Raw genomic sequence first — 19,077 nt, 5'->3', positions numbered from 1 at the left:
ACCTGCGACGCGGCGGGCACCCGGTAGGGGAGGGGAGCGCAGCGGCCCGGCCAGGGTCGGGGATGACGGTTAACGGTGTGTTGACGGGGCGGAATTGGAACCCTCTCCCCCTCTGCGCCAGGCGACGGCATAGGGTCCCAACCGCCTCAGAGGCTGATGCCTCAGGCCATCGTTCGATCTCGCATTGTCGATGCCAAGCCAGACGTCTGAGAGCTTGGGCTTGGCGAGAGTTCGAGAACGGAACCGAAGGTCGTTGTCCACGACCTTTGGCATCAGGGGATCGTCTGTCGCTGCGTTGCGTGGGGAAGGCTTTGATCGGATTCTCCAGGTTGGAGGATCAGACCAGGGTGCGGCCCTGGCTGCGCGCCGGCAGGCCCCGACCTGGCGACGATGCGCTGTCGCCTCGCCTGCCGCCGCGGGCGTTGGCCGCGCAGGTGCGCGGGCATGGAGGGATTGAGATCCCTGCACTGGCTGCTCGGCGTCATCGTCCTGGACGCCAGTCCCGATGACATCCCCGCCCGCGAGACAATCAAGAGAGCGTCCGGGAGTCAGGACGCTCTCGTCACTCTCTCTACTGACAAGCGAGAGCCTTGCCCCGCCGGGCGAGGAGACCCTAAGCAGACTTGCGTTGGCAGGCCAACGCTTCGCCCGCTTAGAGCATTTTCCGACGAACCGGTGACCACTTCGGCGACATCTGCTTAGGCCGGATCCGGCGACCGAGCGACCGGCTCACGCCTGCCTCATCGCACGCTCCGTCCCGACATGCCGGCTGCGCAGCCGGAAGGCCAGGACGAGCATGAACGCCCCGAAGGCGATGGCGTAGCCCCCCATCCAGGAGGTGAGCACGAGGAGCGACAAAGCCGGGCTGGCGACGAGCGCGACCGCGAACAGGACGGAGAGCGCTCCGCCGATTCCCAGCCACCAGCGGCCGTGGTCGAGGTGCAGCCGGAAGGCGGCGGCGATCATCAAGGCGCCGGTCACCAGCGCCCAGGCGGCGATCAGGTAGATGAAGGCGACCAGCGCAGTACCCGGCATCAGGAAGGCGAGGACGCCGACCACGATGTTGATCGCGCCGGCCGCCAGGAGATACCCCCAACGCTCGTGCCGCTCCGCCGCCCGCACTGCGGCGACGATCTCGGTGATGCCGTCGACCAGCATGTAGGCCGAGAAGAAGATCACCAGGGTGAGGAGCGTGGCGCCGGGCGCGATCAGCGCGATGGCGCCGAACAGGATCGCGAACGCGCCGCGCAGGGCGATCAGCCACCAGTTGCGGGCCAGCCCCGCGCTCATCGCGTCGAGGCGGGCGAGCGGATCGATGGTCGTGCCGTAGGAAGAAGCATGGCCATGCTGGGTATTCGGAAGGGGAGAAGCGGTACTCATGCGATCATCCTCCGGGATGAGGGCCGCCAAGGTCCGGCCTTGCAGGAGGTGAACGTGGGTGGAGCGCCGCTGTTCCGTTTACTTTTGGTAAGGTTACGGTTTGGGAAATCTCCCCTGCGTCCCTCGCCGGCGTCGGGCCGGGACCCGGCTGCACGCCACGGCCCGCGATCGCGGTTCATCCCGGCCTCGCACCGACTTTTTTGCCGCACTGCGGAACCGGCGCCCTTGCCGCTGCGTCTTTCGTGTCGAGGCGGGCGCCTTGCGGGTTCGGCCGGGATGTCCCGGCCGTGCGTGGAAGTCACGACATGTTGCACGATCAGCCCGGAGCGGAGGCTCCCGCGGGACAGGCCGCGCCTGTCCCCGTCGTGACGCGGAACGACGAGGCGCAGGCCGAAAATACCCGTGCGCTCCGCGAAAACACCCGCGCCCTGCGCGAGCACACGCCGCAGGACGAGGCTGCGGGCGAGCAGGCCGGCGAGACGAGGCGAAGCGACGAGGCTGACGGTGAGTCGGGCAAGAAGAAGCCGAATGTCATCCGGCGTCATCCGCTCTGGTTCGCCCTCGGCGCCGTGCTGCTCCTGCTCGCGGGCGGCGCCGGCTACTGGTACTGGCTGACCTCCATCCACCCCTACGAGAGCACCGACGACGCCTTCGTGGATGCGCGCCAGTTCGCGGTCTCGCCCAAGGTCTCGGGCTATGTCACCGCCGTGCCGGTGACCGACAACCAGCACGTCGAAGTCGGTGCGGTGCTGTTCCAGATCGATACCCGCGACTACGAGGTGGCGCTCCAGCAGGCGCAGGCACAGGTCCAGTCGGCCCAGGCCCAGATCCAGGGCTACGAGGCGCAGATCCAGGCGCAACTGGGGAGCATCCAGGAGGCGAAGGCCCAGGTCGAGCAGACCCAGGCGGCGCTGCAATTCGCCAAGCAGGACGCCGCCCGTTACCAGGACCTCGCCCAGCGCGGTGCCGGCTCGGTGCAGCAATCGCAGCAATCGACCTCGAACCTCCAGCAGCAGCAGGCCAATCTCGACCGCGCCAACGCCGCCGTGACGGTGGCGCAGCGCCAGATCGGCTCGCTCCAGGCGCAGAAGGCCGGCGCCGAGGCGAGCCTCGCCCAGGCCCGGGCGCAGGTGGCGCAGGCGAAGCTGAACCTCGACTACACGACCGTCACGACGGCCCAACCCGGCCGGGTGGTCCGCCTCACCGGCGCAGTCGGGCAGTTCGCGCAGGCGGGACAAGCGCTCAGCATGTTCGTGCCGGACGACATCTGGGTCACGGCGAACTTCAAGGAGACCCAGATCACCGACATGCGGCCCGGCCAGCCGGTCGATGTCGAGATCGACGCCTATCCGGACCGCAAGATCACCGGCACGGTCGCGTCGGTCCAGCCGGGCTCCGGCACTGCCTTCAGCCTGCTGCCGGCCGAGAACGCCACCGGCAACTACGTCAAGGTGGTGCAGCGCGTGCCCGTGAAGATCACCGTCGACGACTGGCCGAAGGACGTCGCGATCGGCCCCGGCCTGTCGATCGTCCCGACGGTGCGGGTGCGGTAGGCGCCACCCGATGAGCAGCCAGAGCCCGGCCCGGAACCCCGCCGACAGCGCCGCCGGCGACCACAATCCCTGGATCATCGCCATGGTGGTGGCGCTCGCCACCTTCATGGAGGTGCTGGACACCACCATCGCCAACGTGGCCCTGCGCTACATCGCGGGCGGGCTGGCGGTGGGCCCCGACGAGGCGGCCTGGGTGGTGACGAGCTACCTCGTCGCCAACGCGATCGTGCTCACGGCGTCGAGCTTCCTCGCCAAGCGCTACGGCCGAAAAGCCTTCTTCATGGCGGCGATCACGCTGTTCACGCTCTCCTCGGTGCTGTGCGGCTTCGCCTGGAGCCTCGACTCGCTGCTGTTCTTCCGGATCCTCCAGGGGCTCGGCGGCGGCGGCATGGCGCCGCTGGCCCAGTCGATCCTGGCGGATTCCTTCCCGCCGGAGAAGCGCGGCCAAGCCTTCGCCCTCTACGGCGTCGCCATCGTGGTCGCGCCCGTGGTCGGCCCGACGCTCGGCGGCTGGCTCTCCGACCAGTATTCCTGGCACTGGTGCTTCCTCATCAACGCGCCGGTCGGCGTCATCGCTCTGTTCCTGATCTGGTGGATGGTCCAGGACCCGAAATCGGCGATCGAGGAGCGCAAGCGCCTGCGCCGCGAGGGGGTACGCTTCGACATCGTCGGCTTCGTCCTGGTGGCGACCTTCCTGGGCTCGCTCGAAGTCGTCCTCGACGAGGGCCAGCGCAAGGACTGGTTCGGCTCCAACCTCATCGTCGTCTTCGCCTGCCTGATGGTGGTGTCGTTCGTCGCGATGATCCCGTGGGAGCTGAGTCACAAGAACCCGGTCATCGACCTGCGCCTGCTGGGCAAACGCCAGTTCGGCTCCTGCTTCCTGGTGATGCTCGCCACCGGCGCCATCCTGATCGCCACGACGCAGTTCCTGCCGCAACTGCTCCAGGACTATTTCGGCTACACCGCCACCTGGGCCGGCCTGGCGCTCTCGCCCGGCGGCGTCGTCACCGCGATGATGATGTTCGTGGTCGGCCGCCTCTCGGGCTTCGTTCAGCCGAAATACCTGATCGCCACGGGTGCCACCATCATCGCCTTCGCGATGTATGACCTGACGAACCTCTATGGCGATCTCAACTTCGGCTTCTTCGTCTGGTCGCGGATCTATATCGGCATCGGCCTGCCGATGATCTTCCTGTCGATCACCGCTGCCTCTTACGAAGGGATCAGCAAGGACCAGACCGACCAGGCGTCGGCGCTGATCAACGTCGCCCGCAACGTCGGCGGCTCGATGGGCGTGTCGCTCGCTCAGAACATCCTGGCCTACCGCCAGCAATTCCACACCAGCCGGCTGGTCGAGCACGTCGTGCCCTCAGAACCGGCCTACCAGGAGACTTTACGTGCCGCGACGCAGGTCTTCGCCAACCGTGGTGCCAGCGCGCTTGATGCCCAGAACCAGGCCGTTGCCTGGATCGGCCAGCAGGTGCAGACCCAGTCCGCGTTCCTCGCCTATATCGACGTGTTCTGGGCGCTCGCCATCGTCTCGGCCTGCGCGGTGCCCCTGGCGATGATCCTCAAGAACGTCAAGCGCGGCGGCGAGGCCCCGGTCGGGGGGCATTGAGAGAGACCTGTCAAAAAAGTCCCGAACGAGCCGGAACCGGCCGGCGCATCCCGCGTTATGACGATATCCCCGGCGCGCGGGCAACCTTCACCCTGCGCCTGTCCCTTGGTCGCTTCGCTCAAACAGATGCCAGGGGTCCGGGGGGCTGGGATCAGGGGAGCTGGCTCAAGGCCGCGGGGGGCATCTCGCTCGGCCTGCGGGTATCGATCTGCTCCGCAATCGCCGCGACCGGCTGGTACAGGTCGAGGCGCTGGTCGATCATGCCGTCGAGGCGGTCATACACCTCGGCGACCGTCAGGCTGCGCGTCTTCCGGCCCTCGCGGCGGAAGAAGAGGCTGCGATTGGCCCGCGCGGCGGCCCGAAACGACGCCTGGGCCGGCTGGTGCGGATTCTCGGCCGTTAGCTCCATGAACTTGCCGGCGCTCGCCGCCCCCAGGAAATGGGCGAAGTAGCATTCCGTCGGCTTCAGGTCGCGCCCCAGGCGCTGCTCGACGCGGCTGCGGTCGCGCTTCATCATCTCGCCGGCCATCAGGCTCGCCAGGTAGGGGTCGCGCCGCAGGCCCAGCACCCGGCGCCGATCGGCCTCCTTCAGCACCACCAGCGTCCCGCCGCGCTTCTCGATCAGCTCGGCCTCGGCGGCGTAGCCGTGCTTGGCGCCGAAGCTGCGCAGGAGTTCGAGCCACGTCCCGGTGAGGAACTGGAACAGCCCTTCCGCCGTCGAGGTGGCGGCGCGAACGCTCGGCTGAAAGCTCGATTCCTTGTCGGCCAGCGCCATCAGGTAGACGGGGTCGGTCTCGGTCTCGCGGGCCGCCCGCACGATCGTCTCGACCAGGGTCCGCGGCACCTTCTTGTCGCCGAAGATCACCAGCCCGTCCGCCGTCTCCTCGGGCAGAGCGATCACCTCGGGAAGAAACAGGTCGTCGGAGGGGAGGCCGTCCTGCGACAGGGCGGCGTCCTGAAGCGGCACGGTCGCGGCGTCGGCAGGAGCCGACGGCTGGGCCAGGGCCGGTGTCTCGTCGAGGGCCGTCTCTTCGCCGCGTGCCGCCTCATCCGGCATGCCGCTCGCTGGCGCCGTCTCGCCCCGCATCGCCCGGCGCAAGCGCTCGAGGTCGTCGTGGATCAGCGCCGTGGTGCTCGGGTCCTCCTCGATCAGGGTCGGGCCGCGCCACTCGGGCGACAGGTCTCGGGGCTCGAGCGGCCGACGGAGGGCGGCGAGGTCGATCCGGTCATGCGCCTCCGCCGCCGGGGCGACCGCGTCCTGCGGCAGGCAGGCTGCAAAGGCGACACCGACCGCGAGCACTGCGGCGGCCTTGCGGCTCAGCGAGGCGGCGAGGGACAGGGTCCGGCCGCGCGCTCCAGAATGATGGCCGTCGCGGGCATCGAGCCAGCGGACGGTGTCGGTGCCTGCCTCGGGCACGAGTCGGCCTGCGTCGTCGGCGCAGGGCGCCGGCTCCGGGTAAACCCCCATCTCGAACCTTTTGTCCTCGGCGGATCCGGCCCCAGGGGCCGCGCCGTGTTTCGTGCTTCGCTTGCCGGCACCTCTGACCGTCCGGTGTGTCCACAATGGGACAAGGCCGGGGCGGTGCCTGGGACCATTTTGCGGCACGAATTCCGTCGAGATGGTTAACGAAAGGCTCGTGACTGCCGTTCGGGCCGATCGCGAGGGCGCGAAAAAATCGTGCACGCCTCGGAACCAAATACTCCCCGGGGCATTGCCCTCCGCCATGCGGAGCGAGCGAACGATTGCTCCGGCGCCCCGTCCGGGGTCCGCGGGCCTTGAAGAGGACAATCCCTACCGATGAGCATGCAGCCCGGTCGGCGCGTCGGCGTCGCTTTCGTCGGGATGGGGGGGGCCGTCGCCACCACCGCCATCGCCGGCATCGAGATGATCAAGTCCGGCTCGAACCGTCTCGATGGACTGCCCCTTGCGGGTCACGCGGTGGCCGGGATGGTCGGGTACAAGGATCTCGTCTTCGGCGGCTGGGATCTGAACGGCGACGACCTCGGCGCCGCGGCGGCGGGCCACGGCGTGCTGACGAAGCAGGACATCGAGAACGGCGCCCAGGTGCTCAACGGCATGAAGCCGTGGCCGGCGGTCGGCAGCGCCAAGTTCTGCAAGAACATCGACGGCGGCAACCGCATCGTCGCCAAGGACCACCGCGAGGCAGTCGATTGCATCGCCGACGACCTCAAGCGCTTCCGCGAGGAATCCGGCGTCGACGACGTGGTGGTGGTCAATCTCGCCTCGACGGAGCGCTGGCCCGACCTTGACGACCCGACGCTGAACTCGGCCGCCGCCTTTGAGCGCGGCCTCGATGCGAGCGACGAGGCGATCAGCCCGGCGATGCTCTACGCCTATGCGGCGATCAAGAACGGCATTCCTTACGCCAACTTCACCCCGTCGGTCGCCGCCGACGTCCCGGCGCTCGTCGATCTCGCCCGGCAGATGAACGTCCCGGTCGCCGGCAAGGACGGCAAGACCGGCCAGACGATGATGAAGACGGTGCTGGCCCCGGCACTCAAGTCGCGGGCACTCCATGTCGACGGCTGGTTCTCCACCAACATCCTCGGCAACCGCGACGGCCTCGCGCTCAACGACAAGGACTCGCTCCAGTCCAAGCTCAACACCAAGGGCACGGTGCTGGATTCGATCCTCGGTTATCCGGTCGAGGATCACCTGGTTCACATTCACTATTACCGGCCGCGCGGCGACGACAAGGAAGCCTGGGACAACATCGATGTCACCGGCTTCCTCGGTCAGCGGATGCAGATCAAGGTCAACTTCCTCTGCAAGGACTCGATCCTGGCCGCCCCTCTGGTGATCGAGATCGCCCGGGTGCTGGACCTCGCCCGGAAGCGCGGCGATGGCGGCGTGCAGGAGCAACTGTCGCTGTTCTTCAAGGCGCCGATGGTCAGGAACGGCCACAGCCCCGAGCACGCCTTCGGGGTGCAGGAGCGCATGCTGCTCGACTGGCTCGGCGTCCACTAGGGATGGCCGGCAGCCTTGACGCGGCGGACGGCGCTCAGGCCCCGCTCGCCCTCCGCCAGCTTCTGGTGGAGCTGAACGACATCAAGCGCGTCCGCTCCGCCGGGCGCGAGGGGTCGATCGCCGAGCGGCTCTTCCTCCAGGCTTGGTCGGCATTGGCCGGCGGGGCCGATCCGGCGGCGCTCGCCCGCGACGTCACCGCCAAGGCGCTCGCCGCCTCCCGCCTCGGTGACCTCGACGCGGCCTTCCTGAGCCTCGCGGGCCTCTCGCAGGCCCAGGCTTCGGCCGTGCTGGTGCGGAGCTTCGACGAGGTGGCGGGCCCGCTCGATCCGGCCCTCGCGCAAGCCTTGCGCGCCTGCCTCGCCGCGCCGCAGGACTGGACCCCCGGCCCGGTGCCGCATTTTGCCCGGCTCCAGGCCGACCAGCCGCGGGCCGGCGTCACCTGCCCGGGCAAGCCGCGCATCCTGCTGGAGCCGCCCGAGAACCACGCCGAGCATTGCCTGGTGGTGGCGGTCTACGGCGTGGCGCTCAGCCCGTTCTACGGCGCCGACCCGACCACGGTCTTCGTCGCCGCTCTCGCGCATCATCTCCACAATGCCCTGATGCCGGATGCGGGCTTCACCGGAGAGATCCTGCTCGGGGACCATCTCGACGCGGTGATCGCGACCGTGAGCGAGCGGGCCTTGTCGGAGCTGGACGCGCCGCTCCGCGAGGTCGTCGCCTCATCGCGAGCAATCCTGGCGGATGATCGCACGGCGGAGGGCCGCGCCTTCCACGCCGCCGACGTGATCGACCGGGTCTTGCAGATCGCCCAGCACCTGCGGGCCGCCTCGCTCACCATGGACACGGTGCTCGGCGAGATGGCGCTCGTCCATGACGGCCCGGTCAAGGGCTTTCACGATCGGGTGCTCGCCGACATGCGGCTGCCGTGAGGACGATGGCGGATGCGAAACCGGCATCCGCGCCCGCTCTTATACCAACGGCCGAAGATGCTGACGCATCCGGCCGCTGATCCAATCTCGGATTTTCGATGCCAAGCCAGAGGCTTGGCGAAAATTCGAGAACGGCACCAAAGGTCGTTTTCAACGACCGTTGGTATTACATCAGAGCGCGCCGCCGGGCGGGCTCCCAGAGGAAACACATCCGTGATCCCGTTCGGGCTCCTCTCGCCGGTCACCGGCGAGGCGCTGCACCACGATACGCCCCATTCCCTGCGCGAGGGCAAGCGCGGCCCGCGCTGGCCGGTGGTCGACGGCATCCCGTATCTGCGGGTCGGCCGCGACGGCCTGGTGGGTGAGGTGCTGGGCCATCTCGACAAGGGCGCGCCGGGCCACGCCCTCGAACTCCTCCTCTCCGACCAGGACGATTGGTGGACCGGCCCGAAGGCCGATCCCGCCGCCCTGCGCGACCTCGTGCGCGAGAGGACGGACATCTCGTTGCGCGAGGTCTGCGCCCGCCTCGGCTGGGGCCGGGTCGGCGATTACTTCGTGCATCGCTGGACCGACCCGACCTATCTCGCGGGTCTCGCCCTTCTGGAAGCGCACTGGAACAATCCGCCTTGCGCCTTCGAGCTGGCCTGCGGCATCGGCCATTATCTGCGCGAGCTGCACCGGCGGGGCGTGCGGGTGTCGGGCGGGGACGTGGTCTTCGCCAAGCTCTGGGTCGCCCGCCACTGGGTCTGTGGACAAGGGCCGCAGCTCGTCTGCTTCGACGCCGCCTCGCCGCACTGGCCGATCGACCAGGCGCCCGTCGATCTCGCGATGTGCCACGATGCGTTCTACTTTCTCCCCGACAAGGCCCGCATCCTCGATAGCTTGCGCAAGATGGCCGGTGAGGACGGCTGGCTGGCCTTGAGCCACGTCCATAACAGCGCCCGGCCCGGCTTCTCCGCCGGGCACGCGGTCTCCTGCGCGGAGATCGAGGAGCTGTGTCCCGACGGCCTCGTCTACGACGACGACGAACTGACCCGGGCCCTCGTCGCGGCCCGCGCCCCGGTTCCCGCCGCGCCCAGCGCCCTCGACCACGCCGAGGCTTTTTCGGTGGTCTGCGGCCCCGGCATGCGCCCGGCGCCCCGCCCGCTGGTCGATGGGCTGACCCTGCCGCCGGAGGGCGCACGCCTGCGCCTGAATCCACTCTACCGACCCGATCCGGCCGGCAGCTACGCCATCGCCTGGCCCTCCGAGCGCTACCGCGATGAATACGCGCCCCGCGCCACCTATCCGTTGCACTCCGAGGGCCCCGAGACCCTGGTGATGACGACAGACACCATCGACCGCGCCCGCATCCGCGAGTTCGTCGACCTGCCGGAGCGCTGGTGATGGAAGAATCCGCAATCACCGTAGGCGTGCGTGTCGTCGTTGAAGGCCAACCCCGTGTGATACGAATTGCGGACGATTCCTTCCGGAATTCGTACCATCAGCCCGCGCGGCGCCTGAGCGAAGCTGACTTCCGCCTTGCGAAGCAATCAATCGGACGTCGTATGAGTGCGCGCACGTTCCCTCCCGCGTGTGGGGAGGGACTGAGCGGACGTGCGTTGGCAGGCCGACGCTTCGTCCGCTTAGGTTCCTGTTTCATCGCAGATTGTTGCCGCCGAAGCGGTGGCCGCTTCGGTGACATCTGCTTAGGGGTGGGGGTGGTGCAGAAGGCTCGGCACGTTGGGGCGGCTGGACCGGCATGGGTGACTCCATGACAGCCATCGCTTGGGGCATCGTCGGGTTCGGCTGGGTCGCCCGGGACTTCATGGCGCCGGCGATCCGGGAGGCCGGCCACCGCCTCGTCGCGGTCTGCGACCCCGGCTCGGATGCCCGTGCCGCCGCCGCCGGTCTCGGCGCCCGGGCTCACCCCGACCTCGCCGGGCTCCTCGCCGAGCCGGAGATCGAGGCGGTCTATGTCGCGACCCCCAACCACCTGCATCGCGGCGCCGTCGAAGCCCTGGCCGCGGCCGGCAAGGCGATCCTGTGCGAGAAGCCGATGGCGGCCTCCCTGGCCGATGCCGAGGCGATGGCGGCGTCGGTGGCCCGCACCGGGGTGCTCTACGGCACCGCCTTCGATCAGCGCCACCACCCGGCCCATCGCGGCTTGCGCGACGCGATCCGCGCCGGCCGGATCGGCACCGTGACGGCGATCCGCATCGTCTATGCCTGCTGGCTCGACCGGGGCTGGACGGCGATTCCCGGCCAGGCGAACTGGCGCATCGACCAGGCCCAGGCCGGCGGCGGCGCGCTGATGGACCTCGCCCCGCACGGCCTCGACCTCACCGACTTCCTCCTCGACGAACCGATCCTCGACGTGACGGCGCTGACCCAGGCGAGGGCGCAGGATTATGCCGTCGACGATGGCGCGCTGCTGATCGGCCGGACGGGCTCGGGCGTGCTGGCGAGCCTGCACGTCGCCTACAATTGCCCCGATGCGCTGCCGCGGCGGCGCCTGGAGATCGCCGGCACGAAGGGCCTGCTCGTCGCGGTCGATACGATGGGGCAGGAGGCGGGCGGCAGCGTCACGGTGACGGACGGCGCCACCGGCGAGACCGTGCCGCTCCCCTTCGACACCCACGCCTCGCCGTTCCTCGAGCAGGTCCGCGCCTTCGGGCGCTCGTTGCGCGATCCGGTGGGGCGCGGCGCCTGGTCGGCCGCGCGCGACCTGCACACGATGCGGCTGCTCGCCCGCGCCTACGCCGCCTCGCCCTCGCATCGTCCCGCCTCATCCCCCGTCCTGCCGGCCGCCTGAGGCCCGCGGAGGAGCTTCGTCATCGTGGACAGACCCGCCGCACCCCGCCCCTACGCCTACGGCCAGACCCGCGTCATCGAGGGGCTGCCCGAGCGCCTGCCCGACGCCGTCCGTGCCTATCTCGACGTGCTGCCGCCGGGCCGGATCGTCGGCTTTCCCCTGGCGCCCCTCGACCGCACCGGGGTGCCGTGCTGGTTCGTCTCGCTGTTCCTCGACGATCCCTACTTCGTCGGCGCGATGCCGAGCGGCATCGGCTACGGCGCCACCGACGACGAGGCGATCATCGGCTCGGTGGCGGAGATCGCCGAGAACCTGATGCCGAGCCTGGCGCTGATCCCGCGCAGGAAGGAGCGCGGCAGCTATCACGACCTCGTGCGGGTCTTCGGCGCGGGCTCGGTCGCCGATCCGCTGACCCTCGGCCTGCCGGCGGGAAGTTCGGTCGACCGCGACACCGTGCTCGACTGGACCGGCACGGTGCGGGCCCGCACCGGTGAGACGGTGCTGATGCCCCTCGACCTCGCGGCGACCGACTATTTCGAGCTGTCGCCGGGCTACCGGCCCTTCACCAACCTCATCACCAACGGGCTTGGTGCCGGGCCGGACGTGGACTTCGCCCTCGGGCACGGACTCCTCGAACTGCTCCAGCGCGACGGCAACGGCCTGCTGTTTCGCGCCCTCGACCAGGGCGTGATGCTCGACACCTCCGAGGGGCTGGGGCCGGAAACGAAGGGAATGCTCGACCGGCTGGAATCCCTGGGGATTCGCGCGATGCCGAAATTCGCCACCGACCAGTTCGGCTTCACCAACGTCTATTGCGTCGGCTACGACCTCGACGCCTCCCGCGCCCCGGCGCCGATCGCGCTCTCGGCCTGCGGCGAGGCGTGCGACCCCGACCGGGAGCGGGCGTTGCGCAAGGCGATCCTGGAATTCCAGGCGGCACGGGTGCGCAAGACCTTCGGCCACGGCCCCCTGGCGCTCGCCCGCTCGATCACGCCGCCCGGCTATGTCGATGCCTTCATCGAGACGGCGCTGCCGAGCCTCGACAACGAGGAGGGGAGGGCGCTCGCCGCGATGCTCGACTGGATCGACAAGCCGGCCGAGACCCTGCGGGGCTTCCTGAGCCAGACCGTCTATTCCGAACGCGCGACGAAGCGCTTCACCGACCTGCCGACCCAACCCGCCCCCACCGGCCAGGATCGCGCCCGCATCGCCCGCGAGCGGCTGGAGGCCGACGGGTTCGACGTGCTCTACGTCGATGCCTCGCCGCCGGGGGCTGAGGTCGGCATCGTCAAGGCGATCGTGCCGGGGCTCGAAGTCGAGACCATGAGCTATTACCGCATCGGCGAGCGCAACACCCGAAAGCTCATCGAGCGCGACCACCCGCTGATCCGCTTCGGTGAGGAGAGCGAGACCCTGCGGCCGGTGCGCCTGACCCCGGAGGCTTTGGAGCGCTTCGGCGGCCAGCCGCTCTTCGACGTCGGCTTGGCCGACAAGATCGTCGGCCCGCTCTACCCGCTCTACCGCGAGCCGGAATCGCACCACGCGCCGTTCCGCCTGGAGCGGCGGGGGAGGGCGGCATGACCTTGCGCTTCGCCTACAACACCAACGGAGCGGCCCATCACCGCCTCGACGACGCGCTCGGCCTGATTGCCGATTCCGGCTATGACGGCGTCGCCCTGACCCTCGACATCCATCACCTCGATCCCTTCGCGGAGAACTGGGCGCGGGAGGCCGAGCGGGTGCGCGGCCGGCTCTATGGCTTGAGCCTCGGCTCGGTGATCGAGACCGGCGCCCGCTTCCTTCTCGATCCGCGGGCCAAGCACGAGCCGACCCTGGTGACGGCCGATCCCGCCGGCCGGGCCCGCCGGGTCGCCTTCCTGCACCGCGCCATCGACATCGCGGCGATCCTGGGTTCCGAGGCGGTGTCGTTCTGGGCCGGGGTGCCGAAGCCCGGCGTAGACCGGCAGGACGCCAAGGGCTGGCTGCGGGACGGCCTCGAACAGGTCGTGGCCTACGCGACCGAGCGCCGGGTCGTGGCGGCCCTGGAGCCCGAGCCCGGCATGCTGGTCGAGACCCTGGACGATTACGCCGCCCTCGCCATCCCGGGCCTGACCCTGGCGCTCGATACCGGCCATTGCCTGGTGACGCAGGAGCGCGAGCCCGCCGCCGCGGTGCGTGAATTCGCCGACCGCCTCGGCACCGTGGCGATCGAGGACATGGCGCGGGGCAACCACATCCACCTGCCCTTCGGCGAGGGCGACATGGACGTGCCCGGCGTGCTCGACGCCCTGGAGGCGATCCACTTCGACAAGCTGGTCTGCGTCGAGCTGTCCCGCGAGAGCCACCGGGCCGACCGGATGATCCCGGATTCTCTCCGCTATCTCCGGGAGTGCCGCCGATGAGAGTCTGCTTCGTCAGCCGGCGCTACTTCCCGGCGATCTCCGGCATGAGCGTCTACGCGCAGAATCTGCTGCGCGAGCTGGTCGATGCCGGCCACGACGTGACGATGGTGAGCCAGTACCGGGGCGATGCCTTCGGCACCAAGGTTTATGGCGGCGGCCCGCCGCCGCCCGTGCCCGGTGTCCGGGTGATCGGCCTCGAACAGTCGGGCGAGCAGGAGAACGGTGATTTCGAGCGCGACATCGCCACGATGGTCGAGACGATCGCGGCCGAGCACGACAAGACGCCGTTCGACGTGCTGCACGCCCAGTACGGCTATCCGACCGGCTTCGCGACGCTGATCGCCTCGCAGCGGCTCGGCGTCCCGAACGTGGTCTCGATCCAGGGCGGCGACGGCCACTGGGTCGGCTCGTGCTGCGAGACGCACCGTCTCGCCATGGTGCGGGTGCTGGCCCATGCCAATGCGCTGCTGATCGGCGGGCGCTCCTTCGTGGCCGAGGTCTGCGACCGGCTCGGCAGCGACCCCGGCCGCTTCACCATCGTGCCGGGCGCCGTCGACACCGCACGCTTCCGGCCGCCTGCGGGCTGGCAGCCGGGCGACGCAACCAACCCGGTGAGGCTGTTCTACCACGGCCGGGTCGACCGCCGGAAAGGCGTGCTCGACTTCCTCGATGCCTTGAGCCTGCTGCGCCTGCGCGGCACGGCGTTCTCGGCGATCGTCTCGGGGATCGGCCCCGACGTGGAGCCGGCCCGCGCCTTGGCCGCCGATCTCGGCTTCTCGGACAGCCAGGTCCGCTTCACCGGCTACGCCGAGTACGACGCGGTGCCGGGCCTCTACGCGATGGGCGACGTCTTCGTCTCGCCGACCTATGCGGAGGGGTTCTCCAACACCATCCTGGAGGCGATGGCGGCGGGTCAGGCGGTGGTCTCGACCCATTCGGTCGGCGTCTCGGATTGCCTGCGCGACGGCGAGAACGGATTGCTGGTCCAGCCCGGCGACGTCCCGGCCCTGGCCGAGGCCCTGCACCGGATCGTCACCGACCGTCCCCTGCGTGCCCGCCTCGCGGCGGCGGCCCTGGAGGAGTGCCGGCGGGTCTATTCCTGGCAGGCGGTGGGGCGGCAGATCATGGCGGTCTATGCGGCGGTGCGGGGCGAGCGGCCGGATCCCGGTTTCGACCCGGCCCTGCCGCACGATCCGAGCTGCCGCTTCCGGGCCGAGCCGCACCTGTTGTGACGGCAATCCCGGCAACGTCGGACCGCTCACGCCGGGGTCGCGCGCGTCTCTCCGCTCCCCACCCGCGGGGAGAGGAGGCGCCGCCCACGCCCGCCGCATTGGATGCGGCCCTCCGCTCCCCGCCCGCGGGGAGAGGAGAAGGCCCGCGCCATATTGGTTTTCCGTCAGTCGAGTCCCCATGCCCACAGCCCTCGCCCTCTCGCCCCATCTCGACGATGCCGCCTTCTCCTGCGGCGGCACCCTGGCGCAGCTCGCGAATCGAGGCTGGCGGGTGGTGATGGTGACGCTGCTCACCGCCAGCGTGCCGAACCCGACCGGCTTCGCCCTGGCCTGCCAGCGCGACAAGGGGCTCGGGCCGGAGGTCGACTACATGGCGTTGCGCCGCGACGAGGACCGGGCGGCGGCGGCGGCGCTCGGCCTCCACCCGCCGGTCCACGTCGCGCTCGCGGAGGCCCCGCATCGCGGCTACGCCTCGGCGCCGGACCTCTTCGACGAGACCCGGCCCGACGACCCGCTCGCCGAGGCCCTTGCCCCGGTCCTCGCCCGCCTGATGACGGAGGCGGCGCCCGATCTGCTGCTCGCCCCGCAAGGGGTGGGCGGCCATGTCGATCACGTGCAGGTCGTGCGGGCCTTGACCATTGTCGCCCCGGCCTGCCCGATCCTGTGGTGGCGCGACTTTCCCTATACCGTGCGCGACCCCGACCCGAAGGAGCCGTTCCGCGAGACCTTCGCGGATCTCCCCGTCGTCTCCGTGCGCCTTTCCACCGAGGAGGCGGCAGCCAAGCACGCCGCCTGCGCGGCCTATGCGAGCCAGATCGGCTTCCAGTTCGGCGGCCCCATCGGCCTCGCCGAGCGGTTGAGCGCCGAGGATTCCCGCGAGCATTTCCGCCTGTCCGGCCCGATGCCGGACGGGCTCGCCCTGGCGTGACCCCGGCCGCTCCGAAAAGCCTCGGCGATCCCGGCGCGGTCGCGGCGCGCCACGCCCTCGTCGAGGCCAGCCCCCATCTCGCGCCGCTCCGCCGCCTCGCCGCGCGGATCCGGGCGGAGCAGGACAGGCCGGTGCCGGAGGCCGATCCCCTCGACGGCGGGGTGACCGCCCGGCTGCTGCTCCTCCTCGAAACCCCTGGGCCGGCCACCGGCCGCACCGCCTTCGTCTCCCGCGACAACCCGACCGGCACCGCCGCCAACCTGTTCCGGTTCCTGGGCACGGCCGGCATCCCGCGCGCCGACACCCTGATCTGGAACGCCGTGCCGTGGGTGATCCACGCCCCCGGCGCCCGCAACCGGGCGCCCCGGACGGGGGAGATCCGGGCGTCCCGGGCCTACCTGCCGCCGCTCCTCGACCTGATGCCGAACCTCGCCGTCGCCGTCCTGGCCGGCCGGGTCGCGCAGGCCCTGGCGCCGGACCTCGCGGCGATGCGCCCCGGCCTGCCCCTGGTGGCGGTCCCGCATCCGAGCCCGACCCATGTCTGCACCAGCCCGGCCGTGCCGGCCCGCATCGCGGCCGGCTTCGCCGAGGCGGCGCGCCATCTCGATCTCCCCGGCTGATTCGCCCCCTGCCGCATGGTCCGGCTGGTCATTCGCCGGCAGAGGGCCTACATGCCCCCCATGCGAGCGGGGCTCGGTCGGAGTGCCGCCGGGCACCTTTGTGCGCGAGCCTGGCCGCGATCGGCCGCGGGCTCGTGCCGGCGACGAGCGGGGTCGGACGCCGACGCGATGAATTTCGCCAGCCAGGACAAGAACCTCGCGCAGGCCCAACGCCTGCGCGATGCCGGTGCCGGAACCGAGCCGCCGCGCGACGAGGATCCCGCCGGGCAGGATCCGGGGCGCGACCCGCAGGCCCCCGCGGAGCACCAGGCCCGCCATCGGCGCCGCTATGCCTGGATCGGCACCCTGGCGAGCGTCGTGCTGTTCGTCATCTCCCTTGGGGTGCTGGGCAAGCTCGTCTCCACCGTCACCTGGGCCGACCTGCGCGCCGCCTTCCTGGCGGCGACGCCGGATCAGGTTGGGCTGGCGATCGGACTCGTGGTGGTGAGCTACCTCTTCCTCACCTGCTACGACGCATTGGCGCTGCGCCAGCTCAAGCTGAAGGTGCCCTACCGCACCACCGCGCTCGCCTCCTTCACCAGCTATGCGGTGAGCTTCAATCTCGGCTTCCCGCTGCTCACCGCCGGCACCGTGCGCTACTGGATCTATTCCGGGCAGGGCTTGAGCCCCGGGCGCATCGCGGCGCTCACCATCGTCGCCAGCTTCACCTTCTGGCTCGGCATGGGGGCGGTGCTCGGCATCAGCCTGATCCGGGAGGCCGAGCCGCTCTCCCACCTCACCTATACCAGCGTGCTGCTCAACCAGGGCCTCGGTGCCACGACGCTGGCGGCGGTGCTGGTCTATCTCGCCTGGGTGACGTTCAGGCGCCGCAGCGTCAAGGTGCGGGGCTGGCGCCTGGAACTGCCGGGCCTCAAGCTCTCCTTGAGCCAGATGCTCGTCGGCGCCGGCGATGTCTGCGCGGCGGCCGGCGTGCTCTACGTGCTGCTGCCGGCAGGCCATGGTCTGAGCTTCGAGACCTTCGTGGCGATCTACGTGCTCGCCGCGATGCTCGGCATCGCCAGCCACGCGCCGGGCGGGCTCGGGGTGTTCGAGGCCACGGTGCTGCTCGCCCTGTCCGGCCTGCCGCGGGAATCGGTGCTCGGCGCGCTGCTGCTGTTCCGGGTCTGCTACTACCTGATCCCGTTCGTGGTGGCGCTCGCTGCCCTCGGCGCCTATGAAATCGCCAAGCGGGCGCGTCTCACCCCGCGGGAGGCGCCAGACGATGATGCCGCCGAGAGCGACGCAAGCCCCTGAGCCCGGCGACCGGCCGGCCGACGACCTCGCGCCGCCGCCGCCGGTCCTGCCCGGCCCCTCGGGGGCCGTCACCATCGCCCGCCGGGCGGCGTGGCGGGGCGCGCTCGGGGCCGTGCTGGCCTTCCTGGCGGGGCATGCCTGGCTGCACGGCGTCGATCTCGGCACCGTGCTCGTGGGGTGCCTCGCCCTCCTGGTCGGCGGCTTCGTCGCCGCGCCGCGCCGCGGCGGGCCGGTGCCGCGCTCCGAGGCCGCGCCCGGCCGCGTCCGCCACGGCCTCGCCGAGGCGCTGCTCGCCAACATTCCCGATCCGGTGATCCTGATCGACCGCCGGTCCCTGGTGATCGAGTCGAACGCCGCCGCCCGCGCGCTCCTGCCCTCCTTGCGGCCCCGCCACCCGCTCTCCTTCGCGCTGCGCGATCCCGACGTGCTCGACGGCATCGAGACGGTGCTGCGCACCGGCGAGCCCCTGAAGACGCTCTATTCCCCCCGGGTGCCGACCGAGCGCGCCTTCGAGGTGCAGATCGGCGCGATGCAGGGCGGCGAGGCCGGCCGGAGCGGGCCCAACGTGGTGCTGTTCCTGCGCGATCTCACCTCCGCCCAGCGCCTGGAGACGATGCGGGTCGATTTCGTCGCCAATGCCAGCCACGAGCTGCGCACCCCGCTCGCCTCGCTCCTCGGCTTCATCGAGACCCTCCAGGGGCCGGCCCGGGACGACGCCAAGGCGCGCGAGCGCTTTCTCGGCATCATGCGGGTGCAGGCCCTGCGGATGACGCGGCTGATCGACGATCTCCTGTCGCTCTCCCGCATCGAGCTGCGCGTCCACGTGCCGCCGACCCAGGCGGTCGACGTGGTGCCACTCGTCCGCCAGATCGCCGATGCGCTGGGGCCGATCGCGCGCGAGCGCGGCGCCGCCATCACCCTCGACGCCGCGCCGGGGCCGCACCGTGTCCTCGGCGACCGGGACGAGATCCTTCGGGTGATCGAGAACCTGGTCGAGAACGCCGTGAAGTATGGCGGCGACGGCGGCCGGGTCGCGGTGTCCCTGAACACCCTGCCGGCGGAGGAAAGCCGGGCGCCGCAGGTCGAGATCGCGGTCCGCGACGAGGGGCCGGGCATCGCCCCCGAGCACCTGCCGCGCCTGACCGAGCGGTTCTACCGGGTCGATGCCGCCTCCAGCCGCCAGCAGGGCGGCACCGGCCTCGGCCTCGCCATCGTCAAGCACATCCTCAACCGCCATCGCGGCCGGCTGGTGATCGAGAGCACGCCGGGGCAGGGGGCGACCTTCCGGGCCCTGATCCCGGCCCTGATCCCGGCTCTTGGCGATTCCAAGAAGGCCGGC

At 70.5% G+C, this 19,077-nt stretch carries 15 protein-coding genes; 13 read left to right on the top strand and 2 right to left on the bottom strand.

Annotated elements, in window-relative coordinates:
- Positions 1–729: 729 nt before the first annotated feature.
- Positions 730–1,380, bottom strand: coding sequence for an HdeD family acid-resistance protein (locus VP06_RS19335; protein ID WP_053081918.1), 651 nt, complete (start codon positions 1,378–1,380; stop codon positions 730–732).
- Positions 1,381–1,685: 305 nt separating this feature from the next.
- Here VP06_RS19335 and VP06_RS19330 point away from each other — a divergent pair, with 305 nt between their 5' ends.
- A complete protein-coding gene (locus VP06_RS19330; RefSeq protein ID WP_082167496.1) occupies positions 1,686–2,933 on the top strand; it encodes an HlyD family secretion protein in 1,248 nt (415 codons plus the stop codon).
- Between the two features lie 10 nt (positions 2,934–2,943).
- Positions 2,944–4,551 (top strand): DHA2 family efflux MFS transporter permease subunit, encoded by a 1,608-nt coding sequence (locus VP06_RS19325; RefSeq protein ID WP_048465417.1) that lies wholly within the window; start codon positions 2,944–2,946, stop codon positions 4,549–4,551.
- 151 nt (positions 4,552–4,702) lie between these two features.
- On the opposite strand, the gene VP06_RS37285 is transcribed toward VP06_RS19325, so the two are convergent.
- The gene (locus VP06_RS37285; protein WP_197093238.1) at positions 4,703–5,968 is read right to left on the bottom strand and encodes a transglycosylase SLT domain-containing protein; all 1,266 of its coding nucleotides are present in this window, start codon (positions 5,966–5,968) and stop codon (positions 4,703–4,705) included.
- Between the two features lie 381 nt (positions 5,969–6,349).
- Here VP06_RS37285 and VP06_RS19315 point away from each other — a divergent pair, with 381 nt between their 5' ends.
- From VP06_RS19315 to VP06_RS19265, 11 genes are all read left to right on the top strand, one after another.
- Entirely contained in the window at positions 6,350–7,540 is a 1,191-nt protein-coding gene (locus VP06_RS19315) for an inositol-3-phosphate synthase (RefSeq protein WP_048465415.1), read from the top strand.
- Positions 7,541–7,542: 2 nt separating this feature from the next.
- Positions 7,543–8,469 carry an HD domain-containing protein gene (locus VP06_RS19310; RefSeq protein ID WP_048465414.1) on the top strand — a complete coding sequence of 309 codons (927 nt, stop codon included), beginning with the start codon at positions 7,543–7,545 and terminating at the stop codon, positions 8,467–8,469.
- 213 nt (positions 8,470–8,682) lie between these two features.
- The gene (locus VP06_RS19305) at positions 8,683–9,855 is read left to right on the top strand and encodes a class I SAM-dependent methyltransferase (protein WP_048465413.1); all 1,173 of its coding nucleotides are present in this window, start codon (positions 8,683–8,685) and stop codon (positions 9,853–9,855) included.
- A 367-nt stretch (positions 9,856–10,222) separates the two neighbouring features.
- Positions 10,223–11,263: a Gfo/Idh/MocA family protein gene (locus tag VP06_RS19300; RefSeq protein ID WP_048465412.1), complete on the top strand. Its 1,041-nt coding sequence runs from the start codon at positions 10,223–10,225 to the stop codon at positions 11,261–11,263.
- 24 nt (positions 11,264–11,287) lie between these two features.
- Positions 11,288–12,844 (top strand): YcaO-like family protein, encoded by a 1,557-nt coding sequence (locus VP06_RS19295; protein WP_245291238.1) that lies wholly within the window; start codon positions 11,288–11,290, stop codon positions 12,842–12,844.
- Complete coding sequence (locus VP06_RS19290; protein WP_048465410.1) at positions 12,841–13,665, top strand: sugar phosphate isomerase/epimerase family protein; 825 nt, start codon at positions 12,841–12,843, stop codon at positions 13,663–13,665. The genes VP06_RS19295 and VP06_RS19290 overlap by 4 nt, the downstream gene beginning before the upstream one ends.
- Entirely contained in the window at positions 13,662–14,897 is a 1,236-nt protein-coding gene (locus VP06_RS19285; protein ID WP_048465429.1) for a glycosyltransferase family 4 protein, read from the top strand. The genes VP06_RS19290 and VP06_RS19285 overlap by 4 nt, the downstream gene beginning before the upstream one ends.
- Before the next feature lie 178 nt (positions 14,898–15,075).
- Positions 15,076–15,825, top strand: coding sequence for a PIG-L deacetylase family protein (locus VP06_RS19280; RefSeq protein ID WP_048465409.1), 750 nt, complete (start codon positions 15,076–15,078; stop codon positions 15,823–15,825).
- A complete protein-coding gene (locus tag VP06_RS19275; RefSeq protein WP_048465408.1) occupies positions 15,822–16,445 on the top strand; it encodes a uracil-DNA glycosylase in 624 nt (207 codons plus the stop codon). Before VP06_RS19280 ends, VP06_RS19275 begins: the two co-directional genes overlap by 4 nt.
- A gap of 168 nt (positions 16,446–16,613) precedes the next feature.
- Entirely contained in the window at positions 16,614–17,738 is a 1,125-nt protein-coding gene (locus VP06_RS19270) for a lysylphosphatidylglycerol synthase domain-containing protein (protein WP_048465407.1), read from the top strand.
- On the top strand, positions 17,707–19,077 hold a 1,371-nt coding region (locus VP06_RS19265; protein ID WP_245291237.1), incomplete at its 3' end, for an ATP-binding protein. The genes VP06_RS19270 and VP06_RS19265, both read left to right, overlap by 32 nt.

Origin of the sequence: Methylobacterium aquaticum (assembly GCF_001043915.1) — a bacterium.
In the GTDB taxonomy this organism is placed as follows: Bacteria; Pseudomonadota; Alphaproteobacteria; order Rhizobiales; family Beijerinckiaceae; genus Methylobacterium; species Methylobacterium aquaticum.
Note: the sequence above shows the minus strand (reverse complement) of the source record. Positions and strands in the feature narration are given on the sequence as shown.